Origin of the sequence: Stenotrophomonas sp. 2619 (assembly GCF_040548725.1) — a bacterium.
In the GTDB taxonomy this organism is placed as follows: Bacteria; Pseudomonadota; Gammaproteobacteria; order Xanthomonadales; family Xanthomonadaceae; genus Stenotrophomonas; species Stenotrophomonas maltophilia_AP.
The window spans coordinates 144,395-166,088 of the sequence record NZ_JBEPSF010000012.1; the positions used below are offsets into that span (position 1 = coordinate 144,395).

Below are 21,694 nucleotides of genomic sequence, written 5' to 3' on the forward strand. Positions count from 1 at the left end.
TCTGGAGCCTGTGATGTCCCGTCTGCCTTCGCTGTACATCTCCCATGGTTCGCCGATGACCGCGCTCCATCCCGGTCTGGTCGGCGAACGCCTCGCGGCGCTGGCCGCACAGTTGCCGCGCCCGCGCGCCATCGTGATGGCCTCGGCGCACTGGCTGACCCACCAGCCGGCGGTGGGCGCCCACGCGCAACCACCGACGATCCACGATTTCGGCGGCTTCCCGCAGGCGCTGTTCGACCTGCAGTACCCGGCCCCGGGCGATCCGGCGCTGGCCGGCGAGATCGCCACGCGGCTGGCGGCGGCCGGGCTGCCGACCGCGCTGGACACCACCCGCGGTCTCGACCACGGCGCGTGGGTGCCGCTGCGCTTCCTGTACCCGCAGGCCGACATTCCGGTGGTGCCGCTGGCAATCCAGCCGCTGCTGGGGCCGGCCCACCAGTTCGCGCTGGGCCGCGCGCTGGCCCCGCTGCGCGAGCAGGGTGTGCTGGTGATCGGCTCGGGCAGCATCACCCACAACCTGCACGACTGGGGCCATTACCAGGACGGCAAGGAAGCGCCGTACGTGCGGCCCTTCATCGACTGGGTGGAGCAGCGCCTGCAGGACAACGACACCGCCGCGCTGCTCGACTACCGTGCCCGTGCGCCGCACGCGGTCAAGGCACATCCGACCGACGAGCACCTGCAGCCGCTGCATGTGGCGATGGGCGCGGCCGGGGGTGACACGCTGGGTGCGCAGCGCATCGATGCGGGTATCGACGCGGGGTTCCTGGCGATGGACATCTACCGCTTCGACGGGGCTGCGGCATGAGCACGCTGCACGCCGTGGTGCGCCCCGCCACCGGCCCGGCGCACGGGCTGGTGGTGCTGCTGCATGGCGTGGGCAGCAACGAACGTTCGCTGCAGGCGCTGGCGCACGGCCTGGACCCGCGCGTGGAGGTGGTGCTGCCGCGTGCGCCGCTGGCGTTCGGGCCGGATGCGTTCGGCTGGTTCACCGTGCAGTTCGGCGCGCAGGGGCCGGTGATCGACCCCGCGCAGGCCGAGGCAAGCCGCCTGCTGCTCATCGATTACGTGCGTGCACTGCAGTCACAGCACGGCGTGGATGCCGCGCACACGCTGGTGGCCGGCTTCAGCCAGGGCGGCATCATGAGTGCCAGCGTGGCCCTCACCGCGCCGCAGGTGGCCCGCCGGTTCGCGATCCTGTCCGGGCGGATCCTGCCGGAGATCGCACCGCACATTCCCGCCGATATCGCCACGCGTGGCGTGCGCGGGTTGATCCTGCACGGTGAGCAGGACAGCAAGCTGCCGTTCGCGCTGGCCACCGCCGCAGCGGCGCGGCTGCAGGCGCTGGGCGTGGAGCATGCACTGCACGGCTACCCGGCTGATCACACGCTGACCGCTGCGATGCAGGTCGATTTCAACGCGTGGACCACGCGCGCGCTGCTGTCCGGCCACTGAGCCGCGGCAACCCCGGCGTTCGCGCAGGCGGATGGGTGTGGTAGTTTTTTTGCAGTTTCCGGCGCCTGGCTGCCTGCAGCCTCCCCCTCGCGCCGTCCACTGGAAAATGCATGCATACCATTGAAGTCGTCCTGGCGATGCTGGTGGCCGTGGTCGCCAGCGGCTATCTGGTCCGGGTGTTGCCCCTGTCGTTGCCGCTGCCGTTGGTGCAGATCGGCCTGGGCGCGGTCATCGCCGGGGTGTTCAACCGTGGCCACGCGCTGGAACCGGAGATGTTCTTCCTGCTGTTCCTGCCGCCGCTGCTGTTCCTGGACGGCTGGCGCATTCCCAAGCAGGGCCTGTTCCGCGACAAGGGCGTGATCCTGGAGCTGGCGTTCGGCCTGGTGGTGTTCACCGTGATCGGCGCCGGCTTCCTGATCCACTGGATGATTCCGGTGATGCCGCTGGCGGTGGCCTTCGCGCTGGCGGCGATCATCTCGCCCACCGACCCGGTGGCGGTGGGATCGATCGCATCGCGTGCGCCCATTCCCAAGCGGCTGATGCACATCCTGGAAGGCGAGTCGCTGTTGAACGATGCCTCCGGCCTGGTCTGTTTCCGCTTTGCCGTGGCCGCGGTGATGACCGGCAGCTTCTCGCTGGCGACCGCCTCGCTGACCTTCCTGTGGGTAGCGTTGGCCGGTGTGGCGATCGGCGCGGCGGTCACCCTGGGCGTGTCCACCTTCCAGCGCTGGCTGTGGCGGCGGTTCGGCGAGGAGCCCGGTGCGGCGCTGCTGGTCAACCTGCTGATTCCGTTCGCGGCCTATCTGCTGGCCGAAGAAGCCAACGCGTCGGGCATCCTTGCGGCGGTGGCCGCGGGCATCACCATGAGCTACGTCGAGCTGACCGGCCGGGTGTCGGGCAGCATGCGCGTGCAGCGCGCGGCCGTGTGGGGAATGCTGCAGTTCAGCTTCAACGGCATCATGTTCGTGCTGCTGGGCGAGCAGCTGCCGGGCATCGTTGAACGCGCCATCACCACCGTCAGCGAGAGCGGCCACCACAGCGCGTGGTGGCTGCTGGTGTACGTGGTGGTGATCAACCTGGCGCTGGTGCTGCTGCGCCTGGCCTGGGTGTGGCTGTCGCTGCGCTGGAGCGTGCTGCGGGCGCGCCACCGCGGTGAAGCGCGGCCGGGCACGTCGTGGCGGATCGTGGTGGCCACCTCGCTGGCCGGCGTGCGCGGTGCGATCACCCTGGCCGGCGTGCTCACCCTGCCGCTGTTCCTGCCTGATGGCAGCGCCTTCCCGGCGCGCGACCTGGTGATCTTCCTGGCGGCGGCGGTGATCCTGGTATCGCTGGTCGGCGCCAGCGTGGCATTGCCGCGGTTGCTGAAGGGGCTGGAGCTCCCGGCCGATTCGGGCGAGCGCAAGGCCGAGGACCTGGCCCGGCGGCTGGCGTCCAAGGCGGCGCTGGCCGGGGTGGAACGCATGCGCCAGCAGCTGGTGCAGAACCAGACCACCGAGAACGTGCAGCTCTACAACGACGCCGCCTCACGGGTCAGCCTGCTGTACCAGCGCAATCTCGAGAAGGACGACGGCCCGGATGCGGACCCGGAAAAGGTGCAGCGCATGGAGCAGGGCTACCGCCAGCTGCGCGGCGCCGGGCTCACCGCCGAGCGCGAGGAGCTGTTCCGGTTGACCCGGCGCGGCACCATCTCCGACGAGGTCTCGCGCAAGCTGATCCGCAACCTGGACCTGCTGGAAACCCGCCAACGCGATTGAAACCGGGACGCGCCCGCCCCCCGGGGGGTAGAGCCACCCCATGGGTGGCTGTCGCGATGCCCGATGCCTGGGGCGCGCCTTACCCGGGAAACAGCCACCCATGGGGTGGCTCTACCCCCCGGGGGCCGGCCGTTACGGGCCGGCCATCAACGCGGGTTACGCGTCGGCTTTCTGGTCCAGGTAATACGCCACCACGGTGCCCTTGATCTTGATGGTCATCGGGTTGCCACGGCGGTCACGGGCCTTGCCGGCCTGCACGCGGATCCAGCCTTCGCTGACCGAATACTCTTCAACGTTGTCGCGCTCGACATCGTTGAAACGAATGCCCACGCCGCGCTCCAGGGCGGCCGCATCGTGGAAGGGGCTGGTCGGGTTGATCGCCAGGTGATCGGGAGGGGTATCGCTCATGGTCATTCAGTTGTGATGGCCACCACGGCCATCTTCCAGGCGCACAGGATAAACCGCGGCGTGGCCCACGCCGAATTTCGCTTCCTGCCAACGCCACTGCACGGCAGAATGCCCGCCTGCCTCAAGGAACTACCGGTCATGCCTGACAACAGCGATTATTTCGACTTCGAAGAAGACGAGCGCGATTTCGACGAAGACGACTTCGAGGCGCGGATCTGGAACCTGTTCGTGCTGATCAACCCTGGCGATGACGAGCTGGCGCTGCAGCAGTTCAACCGCTGGCGCGAGGCGCTGCTGGAAAGCGGCGAGGAGATCGACGAGGAGGCCGACTGGCTGCCGCCGCTGATGGCCGCCATCGCCTGGCAGTCCGGGTTCGAGGTGGACCGCGAGGATCCCGATGCGCTGGTGTCGGCGATCAACGAGCTGGCGGCACGCTGGAACCTTCAGCTGGACTGGGGTGGCGACCTGGACGATGAGGATTTCGCCGCCGCCACCGACGCCCCGGCGCTGATGGCCACCGCGCACGACCGCCTGCGCGAGCACAACTACGCGCTGTGGAGCGTGGATACGGGCAATGGCGGCCTGGCCGGCTGGATGGCGCTCAACCGCGACGATGACGCCATGCTGGCGCTGTGCTCGCTGCTGGGCGTGGAAGTGCGGCCGGGTTCGGACCCGTTCTGATGCGTGCTGCGGGTTGACCGGTGCGGGCCCGCGGCTTGCGTAGCAAGGCGTGGGGCGCAACGCGCGCACTCAATACCCGCCTACGGCAGGTATTGAGTGCGCGCGTTGGCGATGACGGCTTTGACCAGTGCGCGGTCGGTGTGCCGCGAGATGGCCTGTGCGCCCAGTTCGATGGCCTGCAGGCGCAGCGGGGCGGGGACGTCGTAATGCGCGCCGCTGGGGCGGTTCTGGAACGCCCGCCGCGGAATCCCGAGCTGCGCCGCCATGGCGTGCAGCTCGGGCAGGGTGTCGGCCATCAGATGCGCCCAGCGCTCGCCGCGCCAGGGGTGGACTGCATCGTCGATATAGACCGTCACCGGGCGGCCGTGACTCAGGCCTGCGGCTTGTCGTCGCTGGCGGCCGGGGTGGCGTCGGCGGCGGCATCGGTGCCAGCCTCGTCTGCCACCGGGGCGTCGTCGCTGGCGTCGGCAGTGGTTTCAGCGGTTTCGGCGTCGTCGCCTTCTTCGCCTTCCACACCTTCAAACTCGGACACCAGCTGGGCCAGGTAGTCGTCGGCGGTCTTGCCTTCGTCGGCGGCCAGGTCGTCGATCAGCTGCTGCAGCTGGGTCGAGTACTCCAGGTTGACCTTGCGGCCTTCCTTTTCCTGCACGTTGGACAGGTGCTTGAGCATGGCGAGCATCGGGATCGGGTTGTCGGCGTTGCCCATGGTCTGGCCGCCGATGGCCAGCAGCCATTCGGTGCCCTGCAGGCCGATCGCGGCCACTACCTGGCCCTCTTCGTTGGTCAGCACGGCATGGTTCTGCACCTGCTGCTGGGCGTTGAGGCGGTTGATCGGGCGCTTGGGCTGCAGCTTCTTGCGCTTGTCGCGCTTGGCCTTGGACTGCTTGGACATGGTGGGATCTATCTGTACGTGGAAAGCGGCCATTGTAATGGGGGTTGGCCGCAGGCGTCGGCCCTTCCGGTCATGCCCCCATCGAATGCGGCCCACCGCGGTAGGGTCGGGTCCCAACCGACTGCCGGTAGCCTGTCCACGCCCGGGGACGCATGGCCTCCAACGACATGGCGTCTGGAAGCGGCCATTCCGTTGAAGGTCATGCCCCTATCGAACGCTGCCCATGCGCGTGCAGTCGGCTGGGGCGCGACCCTACCAGCGCGCGAGGCGTGCATCGTCTGGGCGTGCAGGCATCAACCGAACGTGGCGCGCGACATGGCGTCTGGAAGCGGTCATTCCGTTGAAGGTCATGCCCCTATCGAACGCTGCCCATGCGCGTGCAGTCGGCTGGGGCGCGACCCTACCAGCGCGCGAGGCGTGCATCGTCTGGGCGTGCAGGCATCAACCGAACGTGGCGCGCACCGACCGGCCGTGCGGCCCTCCGACCGGCCCGCACGGCTGACCGACCCCCGACCGGCCCCGGTCAGGGCGTCGCCGCCGGGGCCTGTGCGGCGTGGATGTCGGCGTCGCCGGTGGTGGGCGACAACGCCACCTCCTGCCCGGCACCGGCCAGCGCTGCCGCTTCGGCTGCCTTGGTCATCACCACGATGCTGATGCGGCGATTGATCGGGTTGTCCGGCTGGGCCTTGTCGAACAGCACCGACGAGGACAGGCCGACCACCCGGGTTACCTTCTCTTCGGTCATGCCACCGTCCAGCAACGCGCGCCGGGCGGCGTTGGCGCGGTCGGCGCTGAGCTCCCAGTTGCTGTAGCCGTGCACCGCGTTGTAGGCGGTGGTGTCGGTGTGGCCGGTGATGCTGATCCGGTTCGGCACGTGATTGATGAACTGCGACAGCTCGCGCAGGATCTCGCGGGTGTACGGCTTGAGCGCCGCACTGCCCATGTCGAACATCGGGCGGTTCTGCTTGTCCACGATCTGGATGCGCAGGCCTTCCGGGGTCAGGTCCAGCAGCAGCTGGTCCTTGAACGGCTCCAGCGCCTGGCTCTTGCTGATGGCCTCTTCCAGCTCCCGCTTCAGCGCTTCCAGCTGCTGCTGTTCGCGCTCGCGTTCGGTCTGCGGGATCGGCTTGGCGGTCTGCTGGGCCTGGAACGGGTCGTTGCTGTTGCCGCGCGAGATGTCGGTGGCGCCGCCCAGTTTGATCATCGAGGTGCTGGCCCCGCCCGGACCGGCCATGCCGGGCGCCGGGGTGGAACTCTGCCCGACCAGCGGGCTGGGGTTGCGGAAGTACTCGGAAATGGCCGCGCGCTCAGGCTTGGTGGTGGCGGCCATCAGCCACAGCACCAGGAAGAACGCCATCATCGCGGTGACGAAGTCGGCGTAGGCCACTTTCCAGGCGCCGCCATGGTGGGCAGCGTGGCCGGCCTTCTTGACCCGGCGGACGATGACGGTGGGTTTGTTCTCGGCCATGGGGGTGCCTTACTTGACCGTCTTCAGGTGCTGCTCGAAGGCGCTGAAGCCCGGGCGCACGTTCGAGGGCAGGGTCTTGCGGGCGAATTCCAGTGCGATCTTCGGGTTGTAACCGCGCAGGCAGGCCAGCAGCGCGGTCTTCACCGACTCATAGATGCGGCTGTCCTGTTCGGCGCGCGCTTCCACCGCCGCGGCCAGCGGGCTGACGAAGCCGTAGGCCAGCAGGATGCCCAGGAAGGTACCGACCAGCGCGCCGGCCACGTGCGCGCCCACTTCGGTGATTTCGCCGCCGATCGAACCCATGGTGATCACGATGCCCAGCACCGCGGCCACGATGCCGAAGCCGGGCAGGCCGTCGGACACCTTGTTGAGCACCGCCGAGGGCTGCATCGCTTCGGCATGGTGCTTTTCCAGCTCCAGCTCCAGCAGCGGCTCCAGTTCGTGCGGCTCGATGTTGCTGCCGATCATCAGGCGCAGGCAGTCGGTGATGAAGTCCACCAGGTGGTGGTCGGCCTGCACCTTGGGGTAGTTGGCGAAGATGCTGCTTTCAGCCGGGCGCTCCACATGGTCTTCGAGCGCCATGAAGCCTTCGCGGCGGGCCTTGTTCAGCAGTTCGTAGAGCAGGCTCAGGACGTCGATGTAGTCCTGCTGCTTGTAGGCCGGGCCCTTGAACACGCCCACGGTGGCCTTCAGGGTCTGCTTGACGGTCTTGAACGGGGTGCCGACCAGGAACGCGCCCAGTGCCGCGCCGCCGATGATGACCAGCTCATAGGGCTGCCACAGGGCGCCCAGCTTGCCGTGCGCGCCGACGTAGCCGCCGAGCACGCTGATGATGACGATGAGGAATCCAACGATGATGAGCATGGGGCCGGCGCGGAGTAGGGGATACCTCCATGTCGGCCCCGCCCCCGGTTTTCTGAAGGGGGGCGTTCGCTCAATGTCACACTTTTACGGATTCAGCCGGCCGGTTGCGCCTCGGCCCCGCCGCGCTGCAGCGGATCCGGATAGGCCTGTCCGTTCGGGGTGAACGACAGCGAGACCGAGTTCAGGCAGTGGCGCTCGTGGGTCGGCGGCGGGCCATCGGGGAACACATGGCCGAGATGGCTGTCACACCGCGCGCAGACGATCTCGGTGCGGATCATGCCGTGGCTGATGTCGCGGATCTCGCGCACGTGGGCCGGATCGAACGGGGCGAAGAAGCTGGGCCAGCCGGTGCCGGAGTCGAACTTGGTGCTGGAGCGGAACAGCGGCAGCCCGCACAGGCGGCAGCCGTAGACGCCGTCCTGCTTGTTGTCCAGGAACACGCCGCAGAACGGCGCTTCGGTGCCGTGCTGGAGCAGCACGCGGCGTTCGTCGGCGCTGAGGCCGGCCACCAGGGCGTCGCGCTGGGCGTCGCTGGGGGGAGAGAGATCGAAGGCGGTCATTGGCGGTTCCTCGCGGGGGTGGGTTCAAGATTGGGCCGGGATGGCGGGCTTCAAGCCAGCGCCCCGCTGACCCGGGCGCGTTCATGGTGCTGATACCCGCGTGGGTGCAAGGTGCAGTATCGATCACCGCCGGAGCCTGCCATGTGCCGCCACGTCCGCTTCGCCACCGCGCTGGGCCTGATGCTGTTGCCGGCCATCGGCATGGCCCAGATCGGCCCCCCGCCCAGTCCCACCGCGACCCGCCCGGTGGTGGTGGCCCCGCCGGCGCCGCTGCCGACCCCCGTGCGCCCTGCACCGGTGGACAGCCTGTCCGGGCAGATGGCCCCGGTGAAGTCCAACAGCCAGGTCCAGCAGCAACTGCGCAGCCATCCCATCCAGGCGCGCGACACCGGCCCGGCGCAACCGATCCAGGGGCCGACCCTGCAACCCAAGGTGTATGACCGCCACGGACGGATCATTCCCGGCGCCAAACAGGTCGGGCCGAACCGGGTGCTCGATACCCGCACCGGCAAGTATTACGACGCCATTCCCAGTGGCGATGGGCAGCAGATCCGACCGTAAGCGGTGCGGCCGGGGGCAGTGCATGAACCGTGCACAAACCACGCCGCACAGTCAGCTGCATCAACGCGCCATCTCACCGCTTTTTCGCCTGTGTTTAACCGTTTTCGCGCGACCCTTTGCGTGCGCCGGAACGCGGCGTATTCCGAAGGGTTTTCCAGAAGAGTGCAATCATGACCAACCAGCAGAACCAGAAAGGCGGCAAGATGCCGCAGGAACAGCAGGGCAGTCAGCAACAGCACCAGAAGGCCGGACAGCAGAACCAGCAACAGTGGGACCAGCAGAACCAGAAGGGCAAGCAGCCGGACCAGCGTCACCCCGATTCCAAACAACAGCGCTGACGCGCGGGATTGCATGACCAAGGCGGTGCGCGCAAGCGCGCCGCCTTCTGCGTTGAGGGCCCCCGGTTCAATCCGGAATCGGCAGGGTCAGCGTTTCCTTCACCTCTTCCATCACGATGTAGCTCTTGGATTCGCGCACGTGCGGCAGGGTCAGCAGGGTGCTGCCGAGCAGCTTGCGGTAGGAGGCCATCTCGCTGATGCGCGCCTTGAGCAGGTAGTCGAAATCGCCCGACACCAGGTGGCACTCCAGCACGTTGGGCAGCTTCAACGCCGCGCGGCGGAACTCCTCGAAGATGTCGCCGGACTTGTAGGCCAGGCTGATCTCCACGAATACCAGCAGGCTGGCCTTGAGGTAATGCGGGTCGAGCTTGGCGTAGTAGCCGGTGATGGCGCCATCGCGTTCCAGCCGCCGCACCCGTTCGGTGCACGGCGTGGTCGACAGACCCACCCGTTCGCCCAGTTCGGTAAAGGAAATGCGGCCTTCGTCCTGCAGGATGCGCAGGATCTTGCGGTCGATCTTGTCCAGTTCGCGGGGGCGCACGGCCATCGGCGTCATCCAGGCATGGGGGTTGGCGCGACAATATCCTGTCATCGCTCCTAAAAACAGGGCAAAAGCTTGGTTTGGCCGGAATATACTTCCGCAATTATGGTCCCGGCACGCTCCAGTGCAGGGAATGATCGGGTCGGAGAAGCTACATGCGCGTTCTAGTCCTTGGCAGCGGCGTCATCGGCACCACCAGTGCCTGGTACCTGCGGCAGGCCGGGTTTGAAGTCACGGTCGTGGACCGCCAGCCCGGTCCGGCGCTGGAAACCAGTTTCGCCAACGCCGGCCAGCTGTCGTTCGGCTACACCTCGCCGTGGGCCGCGCCGGGCGTGCCGCTCAAGGCGGTCAAGTGGCTGTTCTCCGAGCACGCTCCGCTGGCCATCCGCCCCGGCCTGGACTGGCGCCAGTACGCCTGGCTGGCGCAGATGCTGCGCAACTGCACCCATGAGCGCTACGCGATCAACAAGGCGCGCATGGTGCGCATGTCCGAGTACAGCCGCGACTGCCTGAACGAGCTGCGCCGCGAGACCGGCATCGCATTCGAAGGCCGCGACCTGGGTACCACCCAGCTGTTCCGCACCCAGCAGCAGCTGGACGCCTCGGCGCAGGACATCGAAGTGCTGGCCCAGTACGGGGTGCCCTACAAGGTGCTGGACCGCGACGGCATCATTGCCCACGAACCGGCCCTGGCCGGGGTGGCCGACAAACTGGTCGGCGCGCTGTGGCTGCCGCGCGACCAGACCGGCGACTGCCAACTGTTCACCCGGCGCCTGGCGCAGATGTGCGTGGATGCCGGGGTCGAGTTCCGCTTCGACCAGGACATCGCCGGGCTGCAGACCGACGGCGACCGCATCACCGGCGTGCGCATCGACGGCAAGCTCGAAACCGCCGACCGCTACGTGGTCGCGCTGGGCAGCTATTCGCCGTCGCTGGTGGACCCGCTGGGCCTGCGCCTGCCGGTCTACCCGCTGAAGGGCTACTCGCTGACCCTGCCGATCACCAATGCGGCCATGGCGCCCACCTCGACCATCCTGGACGAGAGCTACAAGGTGGCGGTGACGCGCTTCGATGACCGGATCCGCGTGGGGGGCATGGCTGAAGTGGGCGGGTTCGACCTGTCGCTGTCGCCGCGCCGCCGCGCCACCCTGGAAAAAGTGGTGGGCGACCTGTACCCGGACGGCGGCGACCTGTCGCGCGCCGAGTTCTGGACCGGCCTGCGCCCGGCCACGCCCGATGGCACCCCGGTGATCGGCGCCACCCCGTATCGCAACCTGTTCCTCAACACCGGCCACGGCACGCTGGGCTGGACCATGGCCTGCGGTTCGGGCCGTTACCTGGCCGACCTGATGAGCGCGCGCCAGCCGCAGATCAGTACCGAAGGCCTGGATATCTTCCGTTACGGCCACACGGCCGCATCCGTTGTTCATAGTGAGCCCAAAGCATGCGCCCAGCCCGCGCGTTGATCGACCTGGACGCGTTGCGCGCCAATTTCATCCTTGCCCGTGAACTGGGCGGCGGTCGCAAGACCCTGGCGGCGATCAAGGCCGATGCCTACGGCCACGGCGCCGTGGCCTGCGCGCGCGCGCTGCAGGGCCTGGCCGACGCGTTCGGCGTGGCCTGCATCGAAGAGGCGCTGGAACTGCGCCAGGCCGGCATCACCACGCCGATCGTGCTGCTGGAAGGCTTCTTCGACGCCGACGAACTGCCGCTGATCGTGCAGCACGACCTGTGGTTCGCCGTGGGCGCACCGTGGCAGGTGGAGGCGGTGCTGGCCTTCCAGACCACCGCCCTGCTGAAGATCTGGTTGAAGCTGGACAGCGGCATGCACCGCCTGGGCCTGTCGCCGGCCGACTTCCGCGCCGCGCACGCCCGCCTGAGCGCGCTGCCGCAGGTGGCGCCGATGGTACTGATGAGCCACATGGCCCGCGCCGACGAGCTGGACAGCCAGCGCACCCGCGAGCAGGCCGACCTGTTCGCCGCCACCATCGATGGCCTGGCCGGTGAAACCAGCCTGTGCAATTCGCCGGCCCTGCTGGGCTGGCCGGACGTGCGCAGCGATTGGGTGCGTCCGGGGCTGATGCTGTACGGCGCCAACCCGCTGCCCACCCAGTCGGCGCTGACCGAGCGGTTGCGCCCGGTCATGATCATGCAGTCGAAGGTCTTCGCGGTGCGTGAGATCGGAATCGGCGAACCGGTCGGCTATGGCGCGCGGTTCGTCGCCGAGCGGCCGACCCGGGTCGGCGTGGTGGCCCTGGGCTATGCCGACGGCTACCCGCAGTTCGCCCCGAATGGCACCCCGGTGCAGATCGACGGGCAGCCCGGCACGCTGATCGGCCGGGTATCGATGGACATGCTGACCGTGGACCTGACCGACCTGCCGCAGGCCGGGGTGGGCAGCACGGTAACTCTGTGGGGCGAGTCACCGCGGCTGGATGTGCTGGCGCCGCTGTGCGGGGTGAGCGCCTACCAGCTGCCGTGCGCGGTCAAGCGTGTGCCGCACCAGCACCTGGGCGGCTGAGGGGACGCCACGCCTGGCGTGGCGCCACCGTCACCGGCTGGCGGTGGCGTCGCTGCGCAGGTCGCGGCGGACCCAGTCGTCCACCAGCCGCTTCTCATAGCGCAGCGGGTCGGTATCGCGCTGCAGGCCGATATTGTGCAGGTAACCGCTGTCCGACAGCTTGCGCTCGCCTTGCGCCAGCACCTGCCCCTGGGCATCGGTGAGGGTGAAGGTCAGCGCGATGCGCGGCGGGTAGACGTCGCGCAGGATGCGGATATCGTTGCCGCGCGGCCCGTGCCACGGCTCGTAGTCGCCGGCACGTTTGATATCGGTCAGGGTCACCTCCAGCCGCTGGCCGGGCTGCAGCTGCTTGCCGGCGCTGGTCTGCACATACGTGGCCAGTTGCTCGACCCAGTTGCCTCGCTGGGCTTCGAAGCGGTTGGTGCTTTGCCGGATCTCGCTGAACTGGGCCGGGTCGGTCCACGACACCTGGACCGGGCCATCGCCGCTCAGGGCGCGGGGCGCCTGGGGGTCGGTCACGGTGCGGGGCGCAGCGGCGGTCGCGCTGCCGATCACCAACAGGCAGGTCAACAGACCGGCCACCAACGGTTTGCGGTTCATGACGACTCCTCGATCGCGATCACAGACGGGATCAGGTTTTCAGTGTGATCCTCATCCCCCGGTGGGACAATCGCCAATTGCGTCGGCCGCAGCGGCGGTTGCCGCCAATTCACCTACGTCTTCGATTACGTCAATCCCACCCATGGCGCTTGACGCTACGAATACGCCCTCTGGAAGATGCTGTGTCCCTCTGTTTCGCCAGTTGCCCCCTTGACGCCCTTGCCCAGCCTGCCTACTTCCACTCTTGAACGCCCTTCTTTCATGACAGTTGCGTCCCACGCCGGGATGTACCGGAGCGTGCTGGAGCAGATGAACGCCGGCTTCTGCGTGATCGAGGTGCTGTTCGAAGGCACCAAGGCGGTGGATTACCGCTTCCTTGAGGTCAACGACGCCTTCGAGCGCAACACCGGGCTGCTCAACGCGCGCGGGCAGCGCATGACCACGCTGCAGCCCGACCACGAGCCGGACTGGTTCCGCATCTACGGCCAGGTCGCCCAGACCGGCCAATCCCAGCAGTTCGAGCTGGAAGCGCGTGCGCTGGGCCGCTGGTACTCCGTGGAAGCGGTGCGGGTGGGCGAGCCGGGTGACCACCAGGTCGCCGTGGTGTTCTTCGACGTCACCAGCCGCAAGCAGATCGAAGTGGAGCTGGCCGAAAGCGAAGCACGTTTCAGCGCGCTCGCCGATGGCCTGCCCATGCCGGTGTGGGTGCTGGACGAAGCGGGCCATGCGCGCTTCGTCAACAGTGCCTTCAGCGAGTTCTTCGGCGGCGACGAACAGCGCGTGCCCGAGAACGTCTGGCGGGGCCTGGTCCATCCCGATGATGCGTCGGTGTTCGATTACGAGCTGCAGGAAGCCCTGAAGGCGCAGCGGTCGATGCATGCGCTGGTGCGTGGCCTGCGTGCCGATGGCCAGTGGCGCTGGCTGGAAATGAACGCCCGGCCGCGGTTCTCGCGCATGGGCCACTTCATCGGCCTGGCCGGCAGCAGCCCGGACGTGACCGAACGCCGCGAAATCGAGATGGCGCGCGAAGAGCTGCTGCAGTCCGAGCGTGCCGCGCGCAGCGCCGCCGAAAACATGGCGCGGCTCAAGGACGAGTTCCTGGCCACGCTGTCGCACGAACTGCGCACCCCGCTGACCACCATCCTGGGCTGGAGCGAACTGCTGCTGCAGCGCGTGGACGCCACCAGCCCGCTGTACAAGGGCCTGGGCGTGATCGCCAACAGCGCGATGGCGCAGAAGCGCCTGATCTCGGACATGCTCGACCTGAGCAGCATGCTGCTGGGCAAGGTGCAGCTGGAAGTGGAAGTGCTGGACCTGCGCGCCCAGCTGACCGAAGCCATGCGGGCGCAGGAGCTGGTGGCCGAAGGCAAGGCCCTGCACATGACCCTGGCACTGCCCGACGAGCCCACCCTGGTGCTGGGTGACGCCACCCGGCTGCAGCAGGTGCTGTGGAACCTGCTGTCCAACGCGATCAAATTCACCCCGGCCGAGGGCACCGTGGCCGTCACCCTGGCCAACGACGGCGGCCACTGGTCGATCAGCGTGGCCGACTCCGGCGACGGCATCGCCCCCGAATTCCTGCGCCACCTGTTCAGCCGCTTCCGCCAGGCTGATGGCACCACCACCCGCCGCCATGGCGGTCTCGGGCTGGGCCTGGCCATCGCGCAGCAGCTGGTGGAACTGCATGGCGGCACCGTGGCGGCCACCAGCGATGGTCCCGGCCACGGCGCCACCTTCACCGTGCGCCTGCCGCGCTACCAGCCGCAGGCCGACGGCCGCCCGCTGCGCGAGGTGTTCAGTGGCCCGATCGGGGAACAGGTCATCGAGCCTTTCCCGCTCAAGGGCCTGCGCCTGCTGGCCGTGGAAGACCAGCCCGAAGTGCTGGAGTACCTGCGCCGGCTGTTGGAGGAGCAGGGCGCCGAAGTCACCGCGGCTGCCTCGGCGGGCGAGGCGCTGGCCCTGCTGGACCGCGGCGGGCATGAAGGCATCGACGTGCTGCTGACCGACATCGGCATGCCCGGCATGGACGGTTACGGCCTGGTGCGGACGCTGCGCGAGGACATCGGCGTGGAAGCGCAGGTGCTGCCCGCCGTGGCGGTGACCGCGCTGGCCCGTGCCGATGACCGCAAGCGGGCACTGGCCTCCGGGTTCCAGGAGCATGTGGCCAAGCCGTATTCGGTGGCCCAGCTGGTGTCGGCGGTGCGCAGCGTACTGGCCGAGCAGCGCCGGTAAACCCGCACCCGTACCCCACAGGAGTCACCATGTCCCGTTACGCCCCGACCATCCATACCGACCCGGCCCGGATTGCGGCGCTGGAAGCCCTGCTGCCGCAGCTGCGCGGCCAGGCCCCCGTCGAGATCACCCTGGACGACGGCACCCGCGTGCTGGGCACGGTCACGGTGCAGCCCACCCTGCAGCAGTACCGCGATGCCGACGAGAACGAGGGCAGCAACGGCCAGCTGCGGCTGGACGACCTGGATACCCCGGTGCAGCAGCACCTGGTCTGGCTCGACCGGATCGCCAGCATCCGCCAGCTGCCGCCGGTCGAGTAACCCCCGCGCCGGGCAGACCGGCGCCAATGCGTTGCATCGGTCGCCATGCGCGCGGTAGCGCCCGCACGGCGACGGAAAACCAAGGGCCGGCACTGAACCTCAGCGCCTGCCCTCACCCCGCCTCAATGCACGAACACCTCGGGCTCGGCCTCGAAACGGCGTGCGTAGGCGCGTTCGTCAGCCACCCGCGAGACCTCGTCGTCGGCCATGTCCGGCGCGCCATACACCGCGTACGCCACCGTGCCGTCGGCCTGCTTGCCGACCTGGTGCAGGCGGTAGCGTGAGTGACCACCGCCGGTGTCCTCGGGGTAGTGCACCGGGGGCTGGGCGCCCTCGATGTCCATCTCGCTGTTGTCGACTACGCCACCGACAAACAATGCACGCATGAGCCATCTCCATCGCAAGTGAGCCTCCACCCTGACGGTTTGGATGTTGCCGGGGCATCAACATGGCGTTGAATAAACGCAAATCGGCCCCGGCCGGAGGCGATCCGGGCGAACCGGTAGAATGGCGGTCTCTTTTCAAGATGTGCCCCCTCTCGATGGCTGCCCAGCACGACGCTCCCCTGGAAACCCTGTTCCTGCCGTTCGCCAGTGGCGTGCTGTCCTGGCCCGCCGGCCCGGTGCTGTTCCTGCGCGCCCGCGACGGCTGGCCGCTGCGCGAGCATGCCCAGCCGGCCCAGCTGGTCTGCGAGCAGAGCTTCCGGCCGTTCGCCGATGCGCTGGAAGCCAGCGGCTGGACCGTGCGCGACGAGCAGCAGCTGGCCGCCGACAGCACCCGCTACGCGGTGGTGCTGGTGCTGCCGCCGCGCCAGCGTGAGGAAGCCAAGGCGCTGTTTGCCCGCGCCGTGGCCCTGGCCGCCCCGGGCGGGGTGGTGGTGGCCTGCCAGCACAACAACGAAGGCGCCCGCTCCGGCGAAGGCGACCTGCAGCAGCTGACCGGCCTGGGCGGCAAGCTCACCAAGAACCACTGCCGCGCCTACTGGACCGCACCGTTGAACGGCCAGCACGATGAGGCCCTGGCGCAGCGCTGGGCGAAGCTGGACGCGCCGCGCGCGATTCTGGGCGGGCGCTTCCAGAGCCGCCCGGGCATCTTCGCCTGGGACCGCATCGACCCGGCCTCGGCGCTGCTGGTGGAGCAGCTGCCGGCCGACCTGGCCGGGCGCGGCGCCGACCTGGGCGCCGGTTTCGGCTACCTGTCGGCCGAAGTGCTGGCGCGCTGCCCCGGTGTGACCGGGCTGGACCTGTATGAGGCCGAAGGCCGCGCGCTGGCGCTGGCCCGCACCAACCTGGACGCGCTCGGCACGTCGGCCGCACTGGCCTACCACTGGCAGGACGTGACCGCCGGGATCGAGGCGCAGTACGACTTCATCGTGACCAACCCGCCGTTCCACACCCCCTCGCGTGCCGACCGCCCCGACATCGGCCAGCGCTTCATCGCCGTGGCCGCGCAGGCGCTGCGCCCGGGCGGACGGATGTGGCTGGTGGCCAACCGTCACCTGCCGTACGAGCAGATCCTCAACGAGAGCTTCGGCCAGATCCGCGTGGCCGCCGAGCGCGACGGCTTCAAGCTGATCCAGGCCACCAAGGCCAGCAAGACCGCCACGCCGGTCCGGGCGCCCCGGGAACGTGAGCCGTCGTGGGGCCGCGGAGGCCGCGCGTGAAGCTGGTCAAGCTTCTGGCCAACCTGGGCTATGGCAGCCGCAAGCAGGTGCAGGGGATGTTCCGCGAAGGCCTGATCACCGACGCCGACGGGGAAGTGCTGTACGCCGATGACGTGGTCGCGCACGAGGCGATCCGGGTCGAGGGCGAACCGCTGGACCCGCCGCAGGGCCTGACCCTGATGCTGCACAAGCCGCGCGAGTACACCTGTTCCACCAAGGACAAGGGCCGCTTGATCTACGACCTGCTGCCACCGCGTTTCCGCGAACGTTCGCCGCTGCTGTCGTCGGTGGGCCGGCTGGACCGCGATACCAGCGGCATGCTGCTGATGACCGACGACGGCGCGCTGCTGCACCGCATCGTGTCGCCCAAGTCGCGCCTGGACAAGGCCTATGAGGTCACCCTGGCTGAAGACCTGCGCGGCGATGAAACCGCGCGCTTCGCCAGCGGCACGCTGCTGCTGGAATCGGATGACAAGCCGCTGCTGCCGGCCGAGCTGCACGTGCAGTCGCCGCGCCAGGCGCAGCTGGTGCTGCACGAGGGCCGCTACCACCAGGCGCGGCGCATGTTCGCGGCGGTGGGCAACCACGTCGCGGCGCTGCACCGCAGCCGCATTGGCGGGCTGACCCTGGGTGAGCTCGGTGAGGGCGAGTGGCGCATCCTCGATGCCGCCGATCTTGAAACGCTCTTCAACGTGCCATGACGGCGATTGCCGCGCTGCCGTTCCTGCCCGACGCCGTCATCTTCGACATGGACGGCCTGATGATCGACAGCGAGCGGGTGTCGATCGCCTGCTGGACGCAGGCGGCGCACGAGCTGCAGCTGCCGCTGGAGGATGGGTTCTGGCTGCGCTTCGTCGGCCTGGGCGACCGCGACTGCGAGCGCCTGCTGCTGCAGCACATCAATGCGGAGCAGGTGGCCGCGTTGTTCGCGCGCTGCCATGACCTGTACGAAGCGCGCACGCAGGAAGGCCTGCCGCTGCGTCCGGGCATCCTGGACCTGCTGCAGCTGCTGCACGACCACGGCATTCCCCGCGCGGTGGCAACCTCGACCCGGCAGCCGCGCGCGTCGCGCAAGCTGGCCGCAGCCGGACTGCTGCCGTTCTTCGAGGTGGTGGTGACCAGCAGCGACGTGGCCCACCCCAAGCCGGCCCCGGACATCTACCTGCTGGCCGCGCAGAAGCTGGGCAAGGACCCGGCGCGCTGCCTGGCCCTGGAAGACTCACCGGCCGGCATCCGTGCCGCGGTGGGCGCGGGCATGACCGCCATCCAGGTGCCCGACCTGGTGCACCCCGACGACGATCTGCGCGCGCTGGGGCACCGCATCGTCGACTCACTGGCAGACGCGCACACCCTGCTGCTGCCGCACCTGCGCTAAACCGGGCTCGATCCGGCGAGCGGCGTCTCCGGCCCGGGTCATGCCATCCGAGGGGCGCATCGCGTGCCCCCGGTAGGGTCGGTTCCCCACGGCACTGGCCGCACATCCGCGCACAAAAAAACCCGGCGCGAGCGCCGGGTTTTTCGGTCACTGCATCAACCGTGCATCACACCCGGCCGAACACCAGCGCTGCATTGGTGCCGCCGAAGCCGAAGCTGTTGGACATCACCGTGTTCAACTGCGCATCCTGGCTTTCGCGCACGATCGGGAAGCCTTCCACCAGCGGGTCCAGCTCGCCGATGTTGGCCGAGCCGGCGATGAAGCCGTCGCGCATCATCAGCAGGCAGTAGATCGCTTCGTGCACGCTGGCTGCGCCCAGCGAATGGCCCGACAGCGCCTTGGTCGACGACAGCGGCGGCACGTCCTGGCCGAACACTTCACGCACCGCCTTCAGCTCGGTCACATCGCCCAGCGGGGTGGAGGTGCCGTGCGTGTTGAGGTAGTCGATCGGGCCGCTCAGGTTGGCCATGGCCATGTTCATGCAGCGCACCGCGCCTTCCCCGGACGGGGCGACCATGTCGGCACCGTCGGAGGTGACGCCATAGCCCACCAGTTCGGCGTAGATGCGCGCGCCACGGGCAACGGCGTGGTCGTAATCTTCCAGCACCAGCATGCCGCCGCCACCGGCGATGACGAAGCCATCGCGGTCCTTGTCGTACGGGCGCGAGGCGCTGGCCGGGGTCTCGTTGAAGCGGGTGGACAACGCGCCCATGGCGTCGAACATCACGCTCATCGACCAGTGCAGGTCTTCACCGCCGCCGGCGAACATCACGTCCTGTGCGCCATGGCGGATCAGGTCGGCCGCCGCGCCGATGCAGTGCGCCGAGGTGGCGCAGGCCGCCGACAGCGAGTAGCTCAGGCCCTTGATCTGGAAGGCGGTGGCCAGGCAGGCCGACACGGTGGAGCACATCGTGCGCGGCACCATGTACGGGCCGACCTTGCGCACGCCGCGGGCGCGCAGGATGTCGGCCGACTCGACCTGCCACTGGCTGGAGCCGCCGCCGGAACCGGCGATCAGGCCGGTACGCGGATTGGCGACCTGCGCCTGGTCCAGGCCGGCATCGGCGATCGCATCGCGCATGGCGATGTAGGCGTACGCCGAGGCATCGCTCATGAAGCGCTTCACCTTGCGGTCGATCTGCGCGTCCAGGTCCAGTTCGATGTTGCCACCGACGTGGCTGCGCAGGCCGGCTTCGGCATGGTCCGGCAGGTGGCGGATGCCGGCGCGGCCTTCACGCAGTGCGCTGGAGACGGTGTCCAGATCGTTGCCCAGGCACGAGGTGATGCCCATTCCGGTAATGACGACGCGACGCATCAGAAGTTCTCGGTGGAAGTGAACAGACCTACGCGGAGGTCTTTGGCGGAGTAGATTTCACGGCCGTCCACCAGCATGCGGGCGTCGGCCTGGGCCATCACCAGCTTGCGGTTGATGACGCGGGTGATGTCGATTTCGTAGCTGACCAGCTTGGCTTCGGGCAGTACCTGGCCGGTGAACTTCACTTCGCCGCAGCCCAGGGCGCGGCCACGGCCGGGCGCGCCCAGCCAGGTGAGGTAGAAGCCGGTGAGCTGCCACATGGCATCCAGGCCGAGGCAGCCGGGCATGACGGGGTCGCCGATGAAGTGGCAGCCGAAGAACCACAGGTCCGGGCGGATATCCAGTTCGGCGCGTACCAGTCCCTTGCCGTGGGGGCCGCCGTCGTCGCGGATGTCGGTGATGCGATCGAACATCAGCATCGGATCGTTGGGCAGGCGACCGCTGCCCGGGCCGAACAGTTCACCGCGGGCGCTGGCCAGCAGTTGTTCGCGCGAGAACGCGTGGAGACGAGTCATGGAAAGCGCAATCCTGAAGAAGCCATCGGGTAAAGCCGGCCATGGGCAGGCTGTGTTGCTGGAACCAAGTGCGCAAGAGTGCAGAGGAAAAGTGATTCAATCAAACGTTTTAACCGTACGCCGGCGTAGTGTTTTCAGCTTGAAAAACGCATGTTGTTGTTATGAAAAGACCATACTCAGGCGTGTGGCTGTAATCTTGTTCATCTACGCATCTGCTTCCAGGTCCGAGTCTTCCCGCCGTGTCTGTTCTGCGCAAAATCATCCATGTGGACATGGACGCGTTCTACGCGTCGGTGGAGCAGCGCGACGATCCGTCGCTGCGCGGCAAGCCGGTGGTGGTGGCGTGGAAGGGGGCACGTTCGGTGGTGTGCGCGGCGTCGTACGAGGCGCGGGTGTTCGGGATCCGGTCGGCGATGCCGGCGTTGCGTGCGGAGCGGTTGTGTCCGGACGCGGTGTTCGTGCCGCCGGATTTTGTGCGCTACAAGGCGGTGTCGCGGCAGGTACGGGAGATTTTCCTGCGGCATACGGATCTGGTGGAGCCGTTGTCGTTGGATGAGGCGTATCTGGATGTGACGGTGCACAAGGGGGGGATGACAGTGGCGACGGAGATCGCGGCGATCATCCGCGGGCAGATTCGCGAGGAGACGTCGTTGACGGCGTCGGCGGGGATCGCGCCGAACAAGTTTCTGGCAAAAATCGCATCGGACTGGCGCAAGCCGGACGGTCAGTTCGTGGTGCCGCCGCATCGGGTGGAGCAGTTTTTGACGCCGCTGCCGGTGAACCGGGTGCCGGGGGTGGGGAAGGTGATGGCGGCGAAGCTGGCAGAGTTGGGGATTGCGACGGTGGGCGATCTGCGGGGGCTGCCGTTGGAGGTGCTGGAGGGGCGGTTCGGGACGTTCGGCGCGCGGTTGTTCAATCGGGCGCGGGGGATCGATGAGCGGGCGGTGGAGCCGGACCAGCCGGTGCAGTCGATTTCGTCGGAAGATACGTTCGCGGAAGATCTGCCGTTGGAGGCGCTTGAGGCGGCGATCGTGGAGTTGGCGGGGAAGACGTGGCGGGCGACGCGGAAGACGGAGCGGGTGGGTCACACGGTGGTGCTGAAGTTGAAGACGTCGCAGTTCCGGATCATTACGCGGAGTTTTACGCCGGAGTCGCCGCCGGAATCGGGTGAGGAGTTGCGTGATATTGCGCTGGCGTTGCGGGCGCGGGTGGATCTGCCGGCGGAGACGCGGTATCGGTTGGTGGGGGTTGGGTTGGGTGGGTTTCGCGAGCGCGAGGCGGTGAGTCAGCCGGGGCTGTTTGATCATCTGGAGGGTGGGTGAGGTTTGTTGTCTGCTGACGGCTAACAGCTGACAGCTGACAGCTAACAGCTAACTTCAACAGCCGGCGTGCTGGCGCTGAGGGGCTGGGTGGCGGGGGGGGGGGGGGGGGGGGGCCCGCCCCCCCAACCCCGGGGGGGGGGGGGGGGCCCCCCCCCGGCCCCCCCCCCCCCCCCCCCCCCCCCCCCCCCCCCCCCCCCACAACCCCCCCCCCCCCCCCGCCCCGGGGCCATTCAGGCCCAGCCGGGGGGT

General features: G+C 68.4%; 25 protein-coding genes. 14 read left to right on the forward strand and 11 right to left on the reverse strand.

Annotated features, from left to right (window positions below):
- Positions 1 to 13: 13 nt before the first annotated feature.
- The 3 genes from ABIA71_RS13540 to ABIA71_RS13550 all read left to right on the forward strand — a co-directional run bounded on the left by ABIA71_RS13540 (position 14) and on the right by ABIA71_RS13550 (position 3,209).
- Positions 14 to 808, forward strand: a complete 795-nt coding sequence (locus ABIA71_RS13540) for a dioxygenase family protein (protein ID WP_354285764.1) — start codon at positions 14 to 16, stop codon at positions 806 to 808.
- A complete protein-coding gene (locus ABIA71_RS13545) occupies positions 805 to 1,455 on the forward strand; it encodes an alpha/beta hydrolase (protein ID WP_354285766.1) in 651 nt (216 codons plus the stop codon). The genes ABIA71_RS13540 and ABIA71_RS13545 overlap by 4 nt, the downstream gene beginning before the upstream one ends.
- 110 nt (positions 1,456 to 1,565) lie before the next feature.
- The gene (locus tag ABIA71_RS13550; RefSeq protein WP_354285768.1) at positions 1,566 to 3,209 is read left to right on the forward strand and encodes a Na+/H+ antiporter; all 1,644 of its coding nucleotides are present in this window, start codon (positions 1,566 to 1,568) and stop codon (positions 3,207 to 3,209) included.
- A gap of 156 nt (positions 3,210 to 3,365) precedes the next feature.
- Here the strand turns inward: ABIA71_RS13550 and ABIA71_RS13555 are convergent, their stop codons facing one another.
- Positions 3,366 to 3,617: a DUF3297 family protein gene (locus ABIA71_RS13555; protein ID WP_128097447.1), complete on the reverse strand. Its 252-nt coding sequence runs from the start codon at positions 3,615 to 3,617 to the stop codon at positions 3,366 to 3,368.
- A gap of 138 nt (positions 3,618 to 3,755) precedes the next feature.
- On the opposite strand from ABIA71_RS13555, the gene ABIA71_RS13560 reads away from it, so the two are divergent.
- Positions 3,756 to 4,298 (forward strand): DUF6630 family protein, encoded by a 543-nt coding sequence (locus tag ABIA71_RS13560; protein WP_038692549.1) that lies wholly within the window; start codon positions 3,756 to 3,758, stop codon positions 4,296 to 4,298.
- A gap of 80 nt (positions 4,299 to 4,378) precedes the next feature.
- On the opposite strand, the gene ABIA71_RS13565 is transcribed toward ABIA71_RS13560, so the two are convergent.
- The 5 genes from ABIA71_RS13565 to msrB form a co-directional block, all read right to left on the reverse strand.
- Positions 4,379 to 4,654: a DUF4031 domain-containing protein gene (locus ABIA71_RS13565; protein WP_354285771.1), complete on the reverse strand. Its 276-nt coding sequence runs from the start codon at positions 4,652 to 4,654 to the stop codon at positions 4,379 to 4,381.
- A gap of 14 nt (positions 4,655 to 4,668) precedes the next feature.
- Entirely contained in the window at positions 4,669 to 5,190 is a 522-nt protein-coding gene (locus ABIA71_RS13570; protein ID WP_354285773.1) for a hypothetical protein, read from the reverse strand.
- A 523-nt stretch (positions 5,191 to 5,713) separates the two neighbouring features.
- The gene (gene motB, locus ABIA71_RS13575; RefSeq protein ID WP_128097450.1) at positions 5,714 to 6,658 is read right to left on the reverse strand and encodes a flagellar motor protein MotB; all 945 of its coding nucleotides are present in this window, start codon (positions 6,656 to 6,658) and stop codon (positions 5,714 to 5,716) included.
- Positions 6,659 to 6,667: 9 nt separating this feature from the next.
- Complete coding sequence (gene motA / locus ABIA71_RS13580; RefSeq protein ID WP_128097451.1) at positions 6,668 to 7,522, reverse strand: flagellar motor stator protein MotA; 855 nt, start codon at positions 7,520 to 7,522, stop codon at positions 6,668 to 6,670.
- A 92-nt stretch (positions 7,523 to 7,614) separates the two neighbouring features.
- Positions 7,615 to 8,082 carry a peptide-methionine (R)-S-oxide reductase MsrB gene (msrB, locus tag ABIA71_RS13585; protein WP_128097452.1) on the reverse strand — a complete coding sequence of 156 codons (468 nt, stop codon included), beginning with the start codon at positions 8,080 to 8,082 and terminating at the stop codon, positions 7,615 to 7,617.
- 141 nt (positions 8,083 to 8,223) lie between these two features.
- On the opposite strand from msrB, the gene ABIA71_RS13590 reads away from it, so the two are divergent.
- Both ABIA71_RS13590 and ABIA71_RS13595 read left to right on the forward strand, forming a co-directional pair.
- Complete coding sequence (locus tag ABIA71_RS13590; protein WP_354285775.1) at positions 8,224 to 8,643, forward strand: classical arabinogalactan protein 4; 420 nt, start codon at positions 8,224 to 8,226, stop codon at positions 8,641 to 8,643.
- A gap of 170 nt (positions 8,644 to 8,813) precedes the next feature.
- The gene (locus ABIA71_RS13595) at positions 8,814 to 8,981 is read left to right on the forward strand and encodes a lana protein (protein ID WP_128097454.1); all 168 of its coding nucleotides are present in this window, start codon (positions 8,814 to 8,816) and stop codon (positions 8,979 to 8,981) included.
- 67 nt (positions 8,982 to 9,048) lie between these two features.
- On the opposite strand, the gene ABIA71_RS13600 is transcribed toward ABIA71_RS13595, so the two are convergent.
- Complete coding sequence (locus ABIA71_RS13600) at positions 9,049 to 9,528, reverse strand: Lrp/AsnC ligand binding domain-containing protein (RefSeq protein ID WP_038690714.1); 480 nt, start codon at positions 9,526 to 9,528, stop codon at positions 9,049 to 9,051.
- A gap of 149 nt (positions 9,529 to 9,677) precedes the next feature.
- Here ABIA71_RS13600 and ABIA71_RS13605 point away from each other — a divergent pair, with 149 nt between their 5' ends.
- Both ABIA71_RS13605 and alr read left to right on the forward strand, forming a co-directional pair.
- Positions 9,678 to 10,988, forward strand: coding sequence for a D-amino acid dehydrogenase (locus ABIA71_RS13605; protein ID WP_128097455.1), 1,311 nt, complete (start codon positions 9,678 to 9,680; stop codon positions 10,986 to 10,988).
- A complete protein-coding gene (alr, locus tag ABIA71_RS13610) occupies positions 10,967 to 12,043 on the forward strand; it encodes an alanine racemase (protein WP_354285778.1) in 1,077 nt (358 codons plus the stop codon). Before ABIA71_RS13605 ends, alr begins: the two co-directional genes overlap by 22 nt.
- 30 nt (positions 12,044 to 12,073) lie before the next feature.
- Here alr and ABIA71_RS13615 read toward each other — a convergent pair whose 3' ends face one another.
- Complete coding sequence (locus ABIA71_RS13615) at positions 12,074 to 12,643, reverse strand: DUF3016 domain-containing protein (RefSeq protein ID WP_354285780.1); 570 nt, start codon at positions 12,641 to 12,643, stop codon at positions 12,074 to 12,076.
- Positions 12,644 to 12,904: 261 nt separating this feature from the next.
- On the opposite strand from ABIA71_RS13615, the gene ABIA71_RS13620 reads away from it, so the two are divergent.
- Positions 12,905 to 14,875, forward strand: a complete 1,971-nt coding sequence (locus ABIA71_RS13620; protein ID WP_354285782.1) for a hybrid sensor histidine kinase/response regulator — start codon at positions 12,905 to 12,907, stop codon at positions 14,873 to 14,875.
- Between the two features lie 29 nt (positions 14,876 to 14,904).
- On the forward strand, positions 14,905 to 15,195 hold the full coding sequence (locus tag ABIA71_RS13625) for a DUF3247 family protein (RefSeq protein ID WP_128097459.1): 291 nt from the start codon (positions 14,905 to 14,907) through the stop codon (positions 15,193 to 15,195).
- 122 nt (positions 15,196 to 15,317) lie between these two features.
- Here ABIA71_RS13625 and ABIA71_RS13630 read toward each other — a convergent pair whose 3' ends face one another.
- Positions 15,318 to 15,581 (reverse strand): hypothetical protein, encoded by a 264-nt coding sequence (locus ABIA71_RS13630; RefSeq protein WP_354285784.1) that lies wholly within the window; start codon positions 15,579 to 15,581, stop codon positions 15,318 to 15,320.
- A gap of 155 nt (positions 15,582 to 15,736) precedes the next feature.
- Between ABIA71_RS13630 and ABIA71_RS13635 the strand changes: the two genes are divergently transcribed.
- The 3 genes from ABIA71_RS13635 to ABIA71_RS13645 are packed head-to-tail and all read left to right on the forward strand — an operon-like array spanning position 15,737 to position 18,233.
- A complete protein-coding gene (locus ABIA71_RS13635; protein ID WP_354285786.1) occupies positions 15,737 to 16,858 on the forward strand; it encodes a class I SAM-dependent methyltransferase in 1,122 nt (373 codons plus the stop codon).
- Positions 16,855 to 17,559 carry a pseudouridine synthase gene (locus ABIA71_RS13640; RefSeq protein ID WP_354285788.1) on the forward strand — a complete coding sequence of 235 codons (705 nt, stop codon included), beginning with the start codon at positions 16,855 to 16,857 and terminating at the stop codon, positions 17,557 to 17,559. The genes ABIA71_RS13635 and ABIA71_RS13640 overlap by 4 nt, the downstream gene beginning before the upstream one ends.
- Positions 17,556 to 18,233: an HAD family hydrolase gene (locus ABIA71_RS13645; RefSeq protein WP_354285789.1), complete on the forward strand. Its 678-nt coding sequence runs from the start codon at positions 17,556 to 17,558 to the stop codon at positions 18,231 to 18,233. Before ABIA71_RS13640 ends, ABIA71_RS13645 begins: the two co-directional genes overlap by 4 nt.
- A gap of 166 nt (positions 18,234 to 18,399) precedes the next feature.
- Here ABIA71_RS13645 and fabB read toward each other — a convergent pair whose 3' ends face one another.
- On the reverse strand, positions 18,400 to 19,608 hold the full coding sequence (fabB, locus tag ABIA71_RS13650) for a beta-ketoacyl-ACP synthase I (RefSeq protein WP_354285791.1): 1,209 nt from the start codon (positions 19,606 to 19,608) through the stop codon (positions 18,400 to 18,402).
- The gene (fabA, locus tag ABIA71_RS13655) at positions 19,608 to 20,123 is read right to left on the reverse strand and encodes a 3-hydroxyacyl-[acyl-carrier-protein] dehydratase FabA (protein ID WP_038690696.1); all 516 of its coding nucleotides are present in this window, start codon (positions 20,121 to 20,123) and stop codon (positions 19,608 to 19,610) included. Before fabA ends, fabB begins: the two co-directional genes overlap by 1 nt.
- Positions 20,124 to 20,362: 239 nt before the next feature.
- On the opposite strand from fabA, the gene dinB reads away from it, so the two are divergent.
- Positions 20,363 to 21,445, forward strand: a complete 1,083-nt coding sequence (gene dinB / locus ABIA71_RS13660; protein ID WP_354285793.1) for a DNA polymerase IV — start codon at positions 20,363 to 20,365, stop codon at positions 21,443 to 21,445.
- Positions 21,446 to 21,694 lie beyond the last annotated feature (249 nt).